This is a genomic window from Caldovatus sediminis, assembly GCF_014644455.1.
Classification (GTDB): domain Bacteria; phylum Pseudomonadota; class Alphaproteobacteria; order Acetobacterales; family Acetobacteraceae; genus Caldovatus; species Caldovatus sediminis.
In genome coordinates this window covers 460,374-474,356 of the sequence record NZ_BMKS01000001.1, presented here as the reverse complement: position 1 = coordinate 474,356, position 13,983 = coordinate 460,374, and the positions used below count along the sequence as shown (strand labels likewise).

Here is a 13,983-nt window from a genome sequence, read left to right as displayed (position 1 = left end):
CGGATCGGGAGGAGAACGGCCCATGATCGTCACACGCCGGCATCTGCTCGGGAGCGGCGGCGCGGCCGCGGCGCTGGGAGCGCCGCGCATCGCCCGCGCGGCCTGGCCGGAACGGCCGATCCGCGTCGTCGTCCCCTTCGCGCCGGGCGGCAACCTGGACACGCTGATCCGCATCGTCGCGCCGGTGATGTCGCAGCACCTCGGCCAGCCGGTGGTGGTGGAGAACCGCGCCGGCGCGACCGGCACCATCGGCACCGAGCACGTCGCGCGGTCGCAGCCCGACGGCTACACCATCCTCGTCGGCTCGAACTCGGCGATGGTGATCAACCCGATCGTCATGCCGCGCGTGCCCTACGATCCGGTGCGCGACTTCGCGCCGATCGCGCTCGGGTTCCGCACGCCGAACGTGCTGGTGATCAGCCGGCGGCTGCCGGTGACGACGCTCGCCGACTTCATCGCCTACGCCAAGGCTCGGCCGGGGCAGGTGGCCTGCGGTTCGCCCGGCAGCGGCAGCTCCAACCACCTGCTGATCGAGCTGTTCAGCATCACGACCGGGGCGGGGCTGGTGCACGTGCCCTACCGCGCCTCCAGCGGCTCGGCCCCCGATCTCATGGCGGGGAACCTCGCCTGCTCGCTCGACCAGATCACCACCGCGCTGCCGCTGCACCGCGACGAGAAGGTGCGCATCATCGGCATCGCCATGCCGCAGCGCTCGCCCCTGCTGCCGGACGTGCCGACCCTGGCGGAGGTCGGGCTGCCGGACGGCGGGCTGGTCGCCTTCATCGGCCTGCTCGCGCCCGCCGGCACGCCGCGGGAGGCGATCACGAGGATCCGCGACGCGCTGGCCGCCGCCCTCGCCGACCCGCCGACGCGCGAGCGGATCGAGGGGCTGGGCAGCGTGGTCGCGACCGGCGAGGACGTGACGCCCGAGGGCTTCGCCCGGCTGATGGAGCGCGAACGCGAGCTGTCGCGCCGCGCCGCGCAGGCCGCGGGGCTGCTGCAGGGCGGCTGACGCCGGGAGTACGAGCGCGCGGGCCGCGCCTGGCCCGCGCCCGGCTTGCGCCCGCCCCCCGCACCGGTAAGCTGCCCCGCCGTTCCGCATCGCAGCGAGGAGGAGGGGACGCCGTCGCATGACCATCAAGGGCAAGGCCTACATCATGGGGGCCTACGAACACCCGACGCGGCTGGCGAAGGACAAGTCCGTCGCCCAGCTGCATGCGGAGTGCGCGCTCGGCGCGCTCGCCGATGCGGGTCTCTCCAAGGAGGACGTGGACGGGTACTTCTGCGCCGGCGACGCGCCCGGCCTCGGTCCGCTCGCGATGGCGGACTACATGAACCTGAAGCTCCGCCACCTCGACTCCACCGACATGGGCGGCTGCTCCTACATCGCGCACGTCGCGCACGCGGCGCAGGCGATCGCGATGGGCAAGTGCCGCGTGGCGCTGATCACCCTCGCCGGCCGGCCGCGCAGCGAGGGGCACAGCGGCGCCGTGCCGCGCATGCGCGGCGCCGACGCGCCCGACACGCAGTGGGAGTTCCCGCTCGGCGTCGCCACCATCAACGCCTACGCCATGTGCGCCGCGCGGCACATGTACCAGTACGGCACCACCTCCGAGCAGCTCGCCTGGGTCAAGGTCGCGGCCTCGCACCACGCGCAGCACAACCCGCACGCCATGCTGCGCGACGTGGTGACGGTCGAGGACGTGGTGAAGTCGCCGCTGATCGCGACGCCGCTGCATCGGCTCGACTGCTGCGTCGTCTCCGACGGCGGCGGCGCGCTGGTGGTGGTGGCGCCGGAGATCGCGAAGTCGCTGAAGCGGCCGAGAGTGAAGGTGCTCGGCGCCGGCGAGTCCATGAAGGGGCAGATGGGCGGCGAGGTGGACCTGACCTACTCCGCCGGCGTGCGCTCCGGCCCCGCGGCCTTCGCCGAGGCGGGGGTGAAGCCCGCCGACATCAAGTACGCCTCGATCTACGACAGCTTCACCATCACGGTGGTGATCCAGATCGAGGACCTCGGCTTCTGCGAGAAGGGCCAGGGCGGCAGGTTCGTCGCCGACGGCAACCTGATCTCCGGCGTCGGCAAGCTGCCCTTCAACACCGACGGCGGCGGGCTCTGCAACAACCACCCGGCGAACCGCGGCGGCATCACCAAGGTGATCGAGGCCGTCCGCCAGCTGCGCGGCGAGGCGCATCCGGCGGTGCAGGTGAAGAACTGCGACCTGGCGCTGGCGCACGGCACCGGCGGGCTGCTCGGCAGCCGCCACGGCGCCGCGACGCTGATCATGGAGCGGGAGTGAGAGAGATGGCGGACCGCAAGATTCCCGCCCCGGGCGTCAACCCGGAGACCGAGCCCTTCTGGACCGCGGCCCGCGAGGGCCGGTTCCTCGTCAAGGGCTGCGCGAGCTGCGGGAAGAACCACTGGTACCCGCGCGCCATCTGCCCGTTCTGCTTCAGCGACCGGACGGAATGGCGCCCGGCCTCCGGCAGGGGCGTGATCTACAGCCTGAGCGTGATGAAGCGGGCGCCGGAGCCCTACGTGATGGCCTATGTCACGCTCGAGGAAGGGCCGACGATGATGACCAACATCGTCGACTGCGACTTCGACGCGCTGAAGATCGGCCAGAAGGTCAAGCTGGTGTTCAAGCCGACGGAGGGCGACGGCCCGCCCTTCCCGATGTTCACCCCGGCCTGAAGGCGCGGCGCGCGGCGCCGGCGGCTTCAGGCCGGCCGGCGCTTGCGCGGCTCGTAGCCGCCGCCCCCGCGCCGCGCGGGGGCGCGGCCCGGCGGCCCGCCGCGGGCGAAATGCGGGCGCGGCGCCGGGGCGTGGCGGGGCCGCGGCAGCGGCTCCATCGGCTCGATGCGGATGCCCTCGTCGTGGCTGTCCGGCCGGCGCAGCGCGGCGGCGAAGCGCGCCGCGGCGTGCGGCGCGATCTCGAAGCGCGTCTCGCGGTCCATGACGCGGATCGCGCCGACCTCCTGGCGCGTCACCTGGCCGCGGCGGCAGAGGAAGGGCAGCAGCCAGCGCGGGTCGGCGTTGGCGTTGCGGCCGACGCTCATGCGGAACCACACGCCGCCCGCCTCCTCGCCGCGGCGCGGCGGCGGGGCGCGGCGGCGCTCCTCCGGGGCGCCGCGCGGCGGCGGCGCCGGGAGCGCCTCCTGCAGCTCCTCCGGCGCGGGCAGGCGGGCGCGGTGCAGGCGCACCAGCGCCGCGGCGATCTCCTCCGGGCTGCGCCGGGCGAGCAGGGCGCGCCCCGCGGCCAGGTCCTCCTCGGCGAGCGCCTCCTCCGCCGGCAGCGCCTCCTGCACCAGCCGCTCCTGGTCGCGGGCGCGGATCGCGTCGGCCGAGGGCGCGCCGGACCAGCTCGCCTGCACGCGCGCCGCGGCGAGCAGCCGCTCCGCCATGCGCCGGCGGTTGAAGGGCACGACCAGCACGGAGATGCCCTTGCGCCCCGCCCGCCCGGTGCGGCCGCTCCGGTGCAGCAGCGTCTCGCGGTCGCGCGGCAGGTCGGCGTGGATGACGAGGCCGAGATCGGGCAGGTCGATGCCGCGCGCCGCCACGTCGGTCGCGACGCACACCCGCGCCCGCGCGTCGCGCAGGGATTGCAGCGCGCGGTTGCGCTCGGCCTGGGAGAGCTCGCCCGAGAGCGCGACGACGGCGAAGCCGCGCTCCAGCAGGTTGCCGTGCAGCCGCGCCACCGCCTCGCGCGTCTGGCAGAAGACGAGGGCGCCGCGCGCCTCGTACCAGCGCAGCAGGTTCACCACCGCCTTCTCGGTCTCGTGCGGGGCGCAGAGCGCGACGCGGTACTCGATGTCGCGGTGCGCCTCCTCCTCGCCGCCGGCGGCGATGCGGAGCGCGTCGCGCTGGTACTCCCGCGCCAGCCGCGCGATCTCGCGCGGGATGGTGGCGGAGAACATCAGCGTCCGCCGCTCCGAGGGCAGGGCGGAGAGGATCGCCTCCAGCTCCTCGCGGAAGCCGAGGTCGAGCATCTCGTCCGCCTCGTCCAGCACCACGGCGCGGATCGCGGCGGCGGAGAGGTGCTGCCGGTCCAGGTGGTCGCGCAGCCGCCCCGGCGTGCCGACGACGATGTGCGCGCCGCGCGCGAGTTCGCGCTGCTCGCGGCGGATGTCCATGCCGCCGACGCAGGAGACCACGCGCGCGCCGGTGTGGGCGTAGAGCCAGGCCAGCTCGCGCTGCACCTGCAGGGCCAGCTCGCGCGTCGGCGCGATGACGAGGGCGAGCGGCGCGCCGGGCGGGCCGAAGCGGTCGGCGCCGTCGAGCAGGGTGGGCGCGAGCGCCAGGCCGAAGGCGACGGTCTTGCCGGACCCGGTCTGGGCGGAGACGAGCAGGTCGCGGCCGTCCACCTCGGGCGCGAGCACCGCGGCCTGGACCGGCATCGGCTCGGCGTAGCCGCGCTCGGCGAGGGCGCGGAGCAGCTGGGGGTGCGCGTTCTCGGGGAAGGGCATGGCGGCGGGCGATCTGGACCGGGGCGGGGGAGGCCGGGGTGTGCCAAGACGCGGGGCCCGGCGCAACCGCGGCCGCCGCCGCCGCCGCCGGCCGCGGCGCAATCCTCTGCGAGACGCGCCGCGCCGCGCGCCCGGCCGCGGCTCGCCGGCGCGCGGGGCCCGCTGCCAGGCTGGCACGGCCGCCGTCGCGGCCAGAGGAGGATCCGGTGCGGCTGCCCGGGCGCCGGCTCAGCCGCGCGCCGCGTCCGGCCAGAAGCGCGCGCCCTCCCGCGCCAGCCCGCCGCCGAGGCCGATCGCGGTGCCGTCGGCGCGCCAGCAGGCCGCGCCCTCCAGCGTGCCGTCGGGGTCGAAGCCGATGGCGCACATGCCGCCGCCGACATGCGCCACCGCCTGCACGACGTGGCCGCGCGCGGCGAGCGCCTCGCGCACCGGCGCGGGGAAGCCGGTCTCGACCTCCACCACCCGCGCCGCGCCCTGGGTCCAGAGCCGGGGCGCCTCGACCGCCTGCTGCAGGGTCATGCGGTGGTCGAGCAGGTTCACCAGCGCCTGCATCACCGAGCCGAAGATGCGCAGCCCGCCCGGCATGCCGAGCGCGACGAGCGGGCTGCCGTCCCCGCGCAGCGCGATGACCGGCGCCTGCGAGGTGGTGATGCGCTTGCCCGGCGCGATGGAGAGGGCGCGGCCCGGGCGCGGGTCGAACAGCGCCATGTAGTTGTTCGGGATCAGCCCGACCTCGGGGATCAGGAAGCGCGCGCCGAACAGGCTGTTGATGGTGTGGGTCGCGCAGACGATGCGGCCTTCCCTGTCGGCGACGGTGAGGTGGGTGGTGTTGGGCGAGTCCGCGGGCGCGACCCCGGCCGGCCAGTCCCGCGCGCGGTCCGGGGCGATGCGCGCGCGGCGCTCCGCGGCGTAGGCCTTGTCGGTGAGGCGCGCCACGGGGACGGGGACGAAGGCCGGATCGGCGGTGGCGGCGGCGCGGTCGGCGAAGGCGATCTTCAGCGCCTCGGCGAGCAGGTGCAGCGAGTCCGGCGTGCCGAAGCCGAGGCCGGCGATGTCGTAGCCTTCCAGGATGTTCAGCATCTGGATCACGTGCACGCCGCCGGAGGAGGGCGGCGGCGGGCCGAGGATCGTCGCGCCGCGATAGGTGCCGCGCACCGGCGCGCGCTCGACGGTGCGGTATTCGATGAGGTCGCGGCGCGACAGCAGGCCGCCGCTGCGCGCGATCTGGTCCGCCACCGCGATGCCGATCGCGCCGCCGTGCAGCGCGGCGGCGCCCTCGCGCGCGACGGCGCGCAGCGTCTCGGCGGTGTCCGGCTGCACCAGCCGCGCGCCGGGGCGGAGCGGCGCGCCGTCCGGCAGGAAGCGCGCGGCGATGGCGGGATCGCGCGCGAGGTCGGCGGCGACCTCCGCGATGCATTCGGAGAGGTAGGGCGTGACGGCGAAGCCGCGCGCGGCGTGGCGGATCGCCGGCTCCATCACGTCGGCGAGCGGCATGGTGCCGAAGCGCGCGAGCGCCTCGCACCAGGCGAGCAGGTTGCCCGGCGCGGCGACGGAGCGCGGGCCGATGCTGTTCTCGCGCCCCGCCGCCTCGGTGGAGCCGGGCGGCGCGGCGGGGTCCGGGCGGAAGGTGTCGGGGCGCGCGGCGAGCGGGGCGGTGCTCAGCCCGTCGATGACCGTGTGCGAGCCGTCGGGCAGGCGCAGATGGGTCATGCCGCCGCCGAGCAGGCCGACCATCATCGGCTCCACGACGGTGAGGGCGAACAGCGCGGCGACCGCGGCGTCCACGGCGTTGCCGCCGGCGGCGAGCATCTCGGCGCCCGCGGCCGAGGCGAGCGGGTGGTTGGTGACGACCATCCCGCGCGCGGCGCGCGCGGGCCGCTTCTCGCAGGCGAAGGATGTGGCGGTCATCGGCGGCCCCCCGATGCGAAGAGGCGCCAGCGCAGCACGGCGCCGCGGCGGCGTGAAGGGCCCGGCGGCGACGCGGCCTCGCGCGCGGCCGGCGCGCCGGGCTAGGCTGCCCTCCGCATCCCGGTGGATGCGCCGAGCGAGGAGGACGCCATGGCCGAGCCCATCCTGTTCCCCGGCACCGTCGAGTGGTCGGGCGAGAATCCCGGCATCTCGCTGAAGGAGGACCCGGACGGACCCTTCACCACGCTGGCGAGCTTCTTCCGCGTCGTCCTCTCGCCGCATGGCCGCGGCCACGCGCTGGTGCTGCTGCAGTCGCCGCAGGAGGCGAGCCCGCCGGCGGGGCGGGCGAACCTCTGCCTGCACGACAACGAGCCGCTGGCGCGCTGGCTGGTCGCCGAGTTCGTCTCGCACTTCGGCGCCTTTCGCGGGCTGCCTGGCCTCTCCGGCCTCGCCTACCGCCGCCTCGACAGCGTCGTCGCCTCGGGCGATCCGGGCAGCCGCTACAGCGAGACGGTGCGCGCCGGCGACCTGACCGTGGAACTGGCCTGGAGCGGGCTCGGCAGGCCCTTCTGCTTCGCCCTGCCGCCGGACAAGTCGGCGACCGGGCGGCATTACATGCCGAGCCTCTTCGTCGGCTGCGAGAGCGCGACGGTGACGGTGAACGGCCGCGCGCGGCCGGGCCGTCCGGCGTCGCGCGAGATCGCCGGGCAGCGCATCACCACGGCGATGCTCGCCTTCTCGGAGACCTGGATCCGCGCCTGACGCGCAGGGGCGCGCGGCGCGGCCGCGATCGGCTCTACCGCACGGCCGCCGCGCCGCCGGCGGCGAAGGCGGGCATCACCTCGGCGGCGAAGGCGCGCAGGCCGGCGACGCTGGCGTTGGGGTCCACGAGGAGCACGTAGCCGACGCCGCCGGCCTCCAGCCGCCTCAGCCGCGCGACGACCTCGGAGGGCAGGCCGAGCAGCGGCGCGTCGTCCTGCTCGATCGGCACGTCGCGGCGCGTGCCCTGCGCGATGTCGCCGATCCGCTCGACGACGCGGGCGCGGGTCTCGTAGGCCGCGGCGCGTTCCGCCTCGGAGTGGATGAGCTGCAGCCCGCGCGCGACGCCGACCATCGCCGGGTCGTAGGCGCGCCCGGCGCGGGCGCATTCCTCGCGGAACAGGGCGACGCGCTCGACGATCTGGTCGGTGGAGGCGATCTGGTCGAGCAGCAGGTTGTAGCCCTCGCGCGCGGCGCGGCGGATCGAGCCCTCGCTGCCGGCGGCGAGCCAGAGCGGCGGGTGGGGGCGTTGCAGCGGCTCCGGCTCCACCACGATGTCCCGGAACTGCCAGCGCCGGCCGCGGTGGCTGAAGCGGCCCTCGCTGGTCCAGGCCTTGCGGATGACCTCGATCGCCTCGTCGAAGCGCTCCTGCGCCTCCTCGATCGGCGTGCAGAAGCCGGCGAACTCGGCCCGGCGGTAGCCCTTGCCGACGCCGAGGTCGAGCCGCCCGCCCGAGAGCAGGTCGAGCGTCGCCGCCTGCTCCGCCACCAGCACCGGGTTGTGCCAGGGCAGCACCACCACCGCCGTGCCGAGCCGGATGCGCGAGGTGCGCGCCGCGAGGTAGGCGAGCAGCGTCATCGAGGCCGAGACCTGGCCCTGGCCGGTGAAGTGGTGCTCCACCAGGAAGACGCCGTGGAAGCCGAGTCGCTCCGCCTCCACGACGTATTCGATGAAGTCCTGATAGCCGTGGCTATCGGAGGGGCCGGCGCCACGCCCGGTCCGGGCGCCGCCGAACAGGCCGAACCGCACGTCTCGCGCTCCCCAGGCCTCGATCCGCCGTGCCCGCGGCGGGCCGCCATGCTGCCACGGGGACACCGGCGCGCGAAAGGCGGGGCGGCATCGGCTTTCGTTTGACGCTGGCGGCCGCGCGTTCCTACCATCCGCGCGGGAGGCGCGCCGCGCGGACGAGCGCAGCGAGAGCGGAGGACAGGGCCATGGGCGACCGCATTCGACCCGGCACGGCCGGCGAAGGCAGCGGAACGATCGGCCGGCGGGGCGTCCTCGGCCTGGCGGCGGGCGGCGCGGCCGCCCCGCTCGCCGCCCCGGCGATCGTCGCCCAGACGCCGGAGACGCTCACCGTCAACGCCTATGGCGGCGAGTTCCAGGACGTGTTCATCCCGACCGTGGTGCGCCCCTTCGAGCGGAAGTTCGGCGTGCGCGTGATCTACGACGACGCCGGCACCGCCTCGGAGGACTACGCCCGCATCCGCGCCTCGCGCGGCGCGCCGGGCTTCGACGTGGCGGCGGAGCTGACGCCGCCCGAGATCATCCTCGGCGCGCGCGAGAACCTGCTCGAGCGCATCACCGAGCGCGAGGTGCCGAACCTGCGCCACGTCTGGGCGAAGAGCCGCGAGATCATCCCCGACCGCGGCATCGTCCACAGCTACCAGTACACCGCGCTGATCTGGAACCGGGACCGCATCGCGAGACCCGAATCCTGGGCCGACTACTGGTCGCCCGGCGCGCGCTACGGCGAGATGATCCGCGGGCATGTGATCAACTTCAACCCGGGCAACCTGCTCGCCGTCTATGCCCTGATCATGGCGGCGAAGCTCGGCGGCGGCGGCGTGGACAACATGGAGCCGGCCTGGGCGATGCTGCGCGCGCAGAAGCCCTGGGTCGGCGTGGTGGTGACCACCTCCGCCCAGGCGGCGCCCTATTTCGAGAACGGCCAGGTGTGGATCGCGCCCTACTGGAGCGCGCGGAGCATGTACTACCGCGACACCGGCCATCCGATCGACCTCACCATCCCGCGCGAGGGCACGATCGGCCTCGGCAACTGCGCCGCGGTGCCGGTGGGCGCGCGCAACAAGCGCCTCGCCTTCGAGTTCCTGAACTTCCGCCTCGACCCGGAGGTGCAGCGCGCCTTCAGCCTGGCCTACAAGTCGAGCCCCGGGCGGCCCGACATCACCGACTGGCCGGCGGAATTCGCCTCCGCCCAGATCACGACGGAGGAGCGGATGCGCCAGATCGAATTCCCCGACAGCGAGGTGATCGGCCGCCGGCGCCGCGAATGGACGCTGAAGTGGCAGGAGATCATGGGAACCTGAGGCGGCGCCGCCACCCGCCCATGCCCCGCGGCTTGCCGCTGGTCGCCCTGCCCTGCGCCTTCCTGCTGCTCTGCTTCGCCGCGCCGACGGCCTACCTGTTCTCGGCGAGCGTGCTGATCGCCGAGGGCATGATCCCCCAGGACCAGCCGACGATCGACAATTTCCGCCTGATTTTGTCGAGCCCGCTCTACCGCGGGGTGATCCTGCGCACCTTCGTCGTGGGCTTCTTCGTCGGGCTGCTGGTGGTGCTGCTCGCCTACCCGCTGGCTTACTTCCTGGTGCGCACGCGCTCGCGCTGGAAGGGCGCGCTGATCGCGCTCTCGCTCGCGCCGCTGCTGGCGAGCGTGATCGTGCGCACCTATGGCTGGTACGTGATTCTGAACCAGGACGGGGCGCTGAACTCGCTGCTGCTCTGGGCGGGACTGGTCGAGCGGCCGCTGCGCTTCCTGCCCTCGACGCCGGCGATCATCGTCGGCCTCGCGCACGCGCTGCTGCCCTACGGGGTGCTGTCCATCATGAGCGCGCTCAACGCCATGGACCCGGCGCTGGAGCGCGCGGCGCTGAGCCTCGGCGCCTCGCCCGCGCGCACCTTCTGGCGGGTGACGCTGCCGCTGACGCTGCCCGGCGTGGCGGCGGGCTTCATCCTCGCCTTCGCGATCGCGATCGGGGCCTATGCGACGCCAGCCATCCTCGGCGGCCCGGCGACCGAGACGATGGCGACCATGATCCGCAACTTCATGCTGGTGCTGCTTGACTGGGGTCTCGGCTCGGCGATGGGCGTCATCCTGCTGGCGAGCGCGCTCGCGCTGCTGGCGGTCGCGGGCCTCCTGGGCGGCGGCGCGCGGCGCGGCACGGCGGCGCCGGCATGAGGAGCGGCGGCGCGGACGGGCCCTGGATCGCGCTGCGCGCCGTCGTCGCGGCGGTGTTCGCCTTCGCTCTGGGACCCATCCTCATCACCGCCGCGGTGTCGTTCAACGGCAGCGCGCGCTCTGTCTTCCCGCCGGAGGGCTTCTCGCTGCGCTGGTGGGGCGAGGCCTTCTCGGCGCGGTGGTGGGAGCCGATGGGGTTCAGCCTGCGGCTCGCGGCGCTGACCGCCCTGGTCAGCGCCGCGATCGGGGCGCCGCTCGCCTTCGCGCTGGTGCGCCGGCGGTTCCGCGGCAAGGCGCTGGTGGAGGCGCTGGTCGTCGGGCCGCTGGTGCTGCCGACGCTCGTCACCGGCATCGCGCTGCTGCAGTTCCTGCACGTGCTCGGCCTCGGCGCGCTGGTCGGGTTCTGGGGCCTGCTGATCGGCCATGTGGTGATCAGCCTGCCCTTCTGCGTGCGCACCGTCGCGGTGTCGCTGCGCGCCATGCCGCCCCAGCTCGAGGCAGCGGCGGCGAGTCTCGGCGCACCGCCGCACGTGGTGCTGCGCCGCGTCACCTTCCCCGTGATCAGCGGCGGCGTCTTCGCCGGGACGGCCTTCGCCTTCGTGCACTCCTTCACCGACGTCAACCTCTCGCTGTTCCTGGCGAGCCCCGGCGAGCGGCCGGTGACGGTGGCGATCCTCGCCTTCCTGGAGTTCGGCTTCGCGCCGACCCTCGCCGCGGTGTCCATGCTGAGCCTCGTCATCCCGCTCGTCCTGATCGCGCTGCTCGAGCGATTCGTGCCGATCGGGGACTTCCTCTACGCCGACCCCGGCCGGCGCCGCTGAACCGCAAGGAGGGACCGTCCGCCATGTTCACCGTCGGAGAGCTGCCACCCCCGATCGCGCCGGAGCGCCTGGCCCGCCTCGCGCAATGCGAGACCGCGACGATCGGCCACTTCCTGCACAGTCAGTTCATGGACCCGGCGCTGCGCGCAGTGATCCCCGACCGGCGCGTCGCCGGCACCGCCGTCACCGTGCTGGTGCCGCCGCTGGACGGGACGATGATGCACTACGCGATCGGCCATGCGCGGCCCGGTGACTTCATGGTGGTGGACCGCGCGGGCGACCACCGCCACGCCTGCTGGGGCGGCGTGGTGGAGATCGCCGCCGAGGTCGCGGGCGTCGCCGGCGCGGCGATCGACGGGCCGGCGACGGACTTCGAGGAGATCCGCCGCACCGGCGTGCCGGTCTGGTGCCGCGGTCCCTCGCCGGTGACGGTGAAGCGCCTCGGCCTCTCCGGCGCCTTCTGCGTGCCGGTGAGCTGCGGCGGCGTGATGGTGCGCCCGGGCGACGCGATCCTCGCCGACGAGAGCGGCATCGTCGTCGTCCGTCCGGAACAGATCGAATGGGTCGTGGAGGAGGCGCTGCGGCGCCAGGCGGCGGAACCCGAGACGATCCGCCGGCTGCGCGCCGGCGAGAGGCTGCATGAGATCAGCGGCGCCGGCGCGCAGGTGGCCGCGGCGATGAAGCGCGGCTGAACCGCTGCGGTCAGGCCGCCGCCTGCGGCACCTCCGCGAGCAGCGGCGCCTCGCCCTCCAGCGTGGTGCGGTGCATGCGCCGCGTATAGCGCGCCTCGTCGAAGGGCGTGGCGCAGTGCTGGGTGCAGCGGTTGTCCCACAGCACGGCGTCGCCCTGCCGCCAGACGTGGCGGTAGAGGAATTCCGGCCGCTGCGCGAAGGCGACGAGCTCGGCGATCAGCGCCTTGCCTTCCTCCGCCGGGATGCCCTCGATCTCCACCGCCCAGCGGCCGATGTAGAGCGCCGTGCGGCCGGTGCGCGGATGCTTGCGGGCGATCGGGTGCCACACGTCGGGGCGCTCGCGCTTCTGCTGCTCGGTCAGCGGCGGCAGGTGGGGGTAGTGGACGTGGTGCAGCGCGATCCGGCTGAAGCGCGCGCGGCGGCCGGCGAGGCGGCGCTTCGTCGCCTCCGGCAGCGCATCCCAGGCGGCGTACATGTCGGCGAAGAGCGTGTCGCCGCCCTCCGGCGGCACCTGGATCGCGTAGAGGAAGGAGCCCGCGTTGGGGATCGCCTTGTCCTCGCCGTCGCTGTGGAATCCCATGCCGGCGCGGCGCAGCCCGACCGCCTTGCCGCCCTCCTCGGCATTGCCGACGACGAAGACCTCCGGATGGCCCTCGAGGTTGTAGTCCGTCGGCACCATGATGTGCAGCGGGCCGAGGCGGCGGGTGAAGGCGATATGCTGCTCCGGCATCAGGGAGAGGCCGCGGAAGAGCAGGACGGAGTGGCGGTACCAGGCGTCCTCGATGCGGCGGAACGCCGCCTCGTCCACCGCGAGGTCGGGCGGCGCGCCGATCACCTCGGCGCCGAAGCGCCCGTCCGGGGTCAGGGGGCGGAAGGACAGGTCGGCCATGCGTGCCTCCTCCTCGTCGCGTCGCCGGGGAAGCCTAGCGCGGCCGGGCGGCGCGGGTGAGGGGAATCGTCAGCCCGCCGCCTCCGGCACGAAGACGGTGCCCTCCAGGATGCGCCTTGCGGTGCGGCCGAGCGTGGCGCGCCGCACCAAGATCGCGCCGTCGGCGCGCTGCGCGACCTCGCTCTCGGTCTCGATCACCCCGGCGGGGTGGCCGATGCGCAGCGTGAGCCGGTTGTGCGCGCCCGGCCGGGCGGCCTCGTGCACCACGGTGCCGGGCAGGCGGCTGGCGACGCCGGTGCAGACGGTGCTGGTGCCGGCATAGGTCTTGTGCGCCTGCTGCATGAACATCAGGCGGGCGACCAGGTCCACCTCCTCCGCCCGCACCGTGCCGCCGCCGAGCTCGCGCGCGTAGCCGGCGGGCGGGCCGACGATGCCGAGGATCGGTGCCGCCGGGCTCTCCTCGCGCGAGCGGGCGGCGTCGGCGATCAGGCCCATGCGCTCGGCCGCGGCGCCGCGGATGCGCTCCAGGCGCTCGCGCAGGTCGCGGTCCGCATCCAGGCGCGCCGCGCCCTCGGTGCCGGCGAGGCCGAGGTCGCGCGCGCGGACGAACACGTGGGCGTTGCCGATGTCCAGGAGCGAGGCCTCGATGGCGCCGAGCCCGGGCACCTCCAGCACGTCCACCGGGTTGCCGGTCGGCAGCACGCCGCGCCCCGTCGCCGCGCCGGCGGTGTCGGCGAAGTCGATCAGGATGCGCGCGCCGCTGCCCGGCACGCCCGGCACGACGTAGTCGCCGCGCTCCAGCGGACGCCCGCCCTCGACCGGGACCTCGATGGTCAGCACGCGGCCGAGATTGGTGTTGAAGGCGCGCACGGCCGTGACCGGCGCGCGCGGCGCGACGAGGCCCTCGTACACCGCGTAGGCGCCGACCGCGGCGCTGATGTTGCCGCAGAGGCTGAGCCAGTCGATCTCCGGGCGCTCGATCTCCACCTGGCCGAAGGTGTAGGTGAGGTGGGTGCCCGCCGCGCGCGGATCGTCCTCGCGCGGCGGGCCGATGATGGCGAGCTTGCTGGTCAGCGGATCGGCGCCGCCGAGCCCGTCTATCTGGCGCCGGTCCGGGGAGCCGAAGATCGCGAGGATCATGCGGTCGCGCTCGGCGCGGTCCTGCGGCAGGTCGGCCTCGCGCAGGAACACCGCCTTGCTGGTGCCGCCGCGCATGATGACGCAGCGCACGGGCCTCGCCATCGCGGCCG

The 13,983-nt window shown here is 74.7% G+C and carries 13 protein-coding genes; 8 read left to right on the top strand and 5 right to left on the bottom strand.

The window, feature by feature from the left end; genetic code table 11:
* Positions 1-22: 22 nt before the first annotated feature.
* The 3 genes from IEX99_RS02215 to IEX99_RS02205 all read left to right on the top strand — a co-directional run bounded on the left by IEX99_RS02215 (position 23) and on the right by IEX99_RS02205 (position 2,692).
* Positions 23-1,012 (top strand): Bug family tripartite tricarboxylate transporter substrate binding protein, encoded by a 990-nt coding sequence (locus tag IEX99_RS02215; RefSeq protein WP_188897964.1) that lies wholly within the window; start codon positions 23-25, stop codon positions 1,010-1,012.
* A 118-nt stretch (positions 1,013-1,130) separates the two neighbouring features.
* Positions 1,131-2,297 (top strand): thiolase domain-containing protein, encoded by a 1,167-nt coding sequence (locus IEX99_RS02210; RefSeq protein WP_188897962.1) that lies wholly within the window; start codon positions 1,131-1,133, stop codon positions 2,295-2,297.
* A 5-nt stretch (positions 2,298-2,302) separates the two neighbouring features.
* A complete protein-coding gene (locus IEX99_RS02205; protein WP_188897960.1) occupies positions 2,303-2,692 on the top strand; it encodes a Zn-ribbon domain-containing OB-fold protein in 390 nt (129 codons plus the stop codon).
* Positions 2,693-2,718: 26 nt separating this feature from the next.
* On the opposite strand, the gene IEX99_RS02200 is transcribed toward IEX99_RS02205, so the two are convergent.
* Positions 2,719-4,464, bottom strand: coding sequence for a DEAD/DEAH box helicase (locus IEX99_RS02200; RefSeq protein WP_188897958.1), 1,746 nt, complete (start codon positions 4,462-4,464; stop codon positions 2,719-2,721).
* Between the two features lie 228 nt (positions 4,465-4,692).
* Positions 4,693-6,372: a gamma-glutamyltransferase gene (gene ggt / locus IEX99_RS02195; protein ID WP_188897955.1), complete on the bottom strand. Its 1,680-nt coding sequence runs from the start codon at positions 6,370-6,372 to the stop codon at positions 4,693-4,695.
* 150 nt (positions 6,373-6,522) lie between these two features.
* On the opposite strand from ggt, the gene IEX99_RS02190 reads away from it, so the two are divergent.
* The gene (locus IEX99_RS02190; protein ID WP_188897953.1) at positions 6,523-7,134 is read left to right on the top strand and encodes a hypothetical protein; all 612 of its coding nucleotides are present in this window, start codon (positions 6,523-6,525) and stop codon (positions 7,132-7,134) included.
* A 34-nt stretch (positions 7,135-7,168) separates the two neighbouring features.
* Here IEX99_RS02190 and IEX99_RS02185 read toward each other — a convergent pair whose 3' ends face one another.
* Positions 7,169-8,161, bottom strand: a complete 993-nt coding sequence (locus IEX99_RS02185) for an LLM class flavin-dependent oxidoreductase (RefSeq protein WP_188897951.1) — start codon at positions 8,159-8,161, stop codon at positions 7,169-7,171.
* 185 nt (positions 8,162-8,346) lie between these two features.
* Between IEX99_RS02185 and IEX99_RS02180 the strand changes: the two genes are divergently transcribed.
* Genes IEX99_RS02180 through IEX99_RS02165 form a run of 4 tightly spaced genes read left to right on the top strand, consistent with a single transcriptional unit; the run spans position 8,347 to position 11,844 of the window.
* Positions 8,347-9,462, top strand: a complete 1,116-nt coding sequence (locus tag IEX99_RS02180) for an extracellular solute-binding protein (protein ID WP_188897949.1) — start codon at positions 8,347-8,349, stop codon at positions 9,460-9,462.
* A gap of 20 nt (positions 9,463-9,482) precedes the next feature.
* Positions 9,483-10,331, top strand: coding sequence for an ABC transporter permease (locus IEX99_RS02175; protein WP_188897947.1), 849 nt, complete (start codon positions 9,483-9,485; stop codon positions 10,329-10,331).
* Positions 10,328-11,152, top strand: coding sequence for an ABC transporter permease (locus tag IEX99_RS02170; protein ID WP_188897945.1), 825 nt, complete (start codon positions 10,328-10,330; stop codon positions 11,150-11,152). Before IEX99_RS02175 ends, IEX99_RS02170 begins: the two co-directional genes overlap by 4 nt.
* A 23-nt stretch (positions 11,153-11,175) precedes the next feature.
* Positions 11,176-11,844 (top strand): RraA family protein, encoded by a 669-nt coding sequence (locus IEX99_RS02165; RefSeq protein WP_188897943.1) that lies wholly within the window; start codon positions 11,176-11,178, stop codon positions 11,842-11,844.
* Positions 11,845-11,854: 10 nt separating this feature from the next.
* On the opposite strand, the gene IEX99_RS02160 is transcribed toward IEX99_RS02165, so the two are convergent.
* Both IEX99_RS02160 and IEX99_RS02155 read right to left on the bottom strand, forming a co-directional pair.
* Complete coding sequence (locus IEX99_RS02160; protein ID WP_188897941.1) at positions 11,855-12,733, bottom strand: TauD/TfdA dioxygenase family protein; 879 nt, start codon at positions 12,731-12,733, stop codon at positions 11,855-11,857.
* A 69-nt stretch (positions 12,734-12,802) separates the two neighbouring features.
* Positions 12,803-13,975 (bottom strand): 2-methylaconitate cis-trans isomerase PrpF family protein, encoded by a 1,173-nt coding sequence (locus IEX99_RS02155; protein ID WP_188897939.1) that lies wholly within the window; start codon positions 13,973-13,975, stop codon positions 12,803-12,805.
* Between the last annotated feature and the right edge of the window lie 8 nt (positions 13,976-13,983).

Coding starts and splice junctions, on each gene's coding strand:
- IEX99_RS02200 (WP_188897958.1), bottom strand. CDS start 4,464: ATGCCCTTCCCCGAGAACGCGCACCCCCAGCTGCTCCGCGCCCTCGCC.
- IEX99_RS02215 (WP_188897964.1), top strand. CDS start 23: ATGATCGTCACACGCCGGCATCTGCTCGGGAGCGGCGGCGCGGCCGCG.
- IEX99_RS02205 (WP_188897960.1), top strand. CDS start 2,303: ATGGCGGACCGCAAGATTCCCGCCCCGGGCGTCAACCCGGAGACCGAG.
- IEX99_RS02180 (WP_188897949.1), top strand. CDS start 8,347: ATGGGCGACCGCATTCGACCCGGCACGGCCGGCGAAGGCAGCGGAACG.
- IEX99_RS02170 (WP_188897945.1), top strand. CDS start 10,328: ATGAGGAGCGGCGGCGCGGACGGGCCCTGGATCGCGCTGCGCGCCGTC.
- IEX99_RS02155 (WP_188897939.1), bottom strand. CDS start 13,975: ATGGCGAGGCCCGTGCGCTGCGTCATCATGCGCGGCGGCACCAGCAAG.
- IEX99_RS02210 (WP_188897962.1), top strand. CDS start 1,131: ATGACCATCAAGGGCAAGGCCTACATCATGGGGGCCTACGAACACCCG.
- IEX99_RS02175 (WP_188897947.1), top strand. CDS start 9,483: ATGCCCCGCGGCTTGCCGCTGGTCGCCCTGCCCTGCGCCTTCCTGCTG.
- IEX99_RS02160 (WP_188897941.1), bottom strand. CDS start 12,733: ATGGCCGACCTGTCCTTCCGCCCCCTGACCCCGGACGGGCGCTTCGGC.
- IEX99_RS02190 (WP_188897953.1), top strand. CDS start 6,523: ATGGCCGAGCCCATCCTGTTCCCCGGCACCGTCGAGTGGTCGGGCGAG.
- ggt (WP_188897955.1), bottom strand. CDS start 6,372: ATGACCGCCACATCCTTCGCCTGCGAGAAGCGGCCCGCGCGCGCCGCG.
- IEX99_RS02165 (WP_188897943.1), top strand. CDS start 11,176: ATGTTCACCGTCGGAGAGCTGCCACCCCCGATCGCGCCGGAGCGCCTG.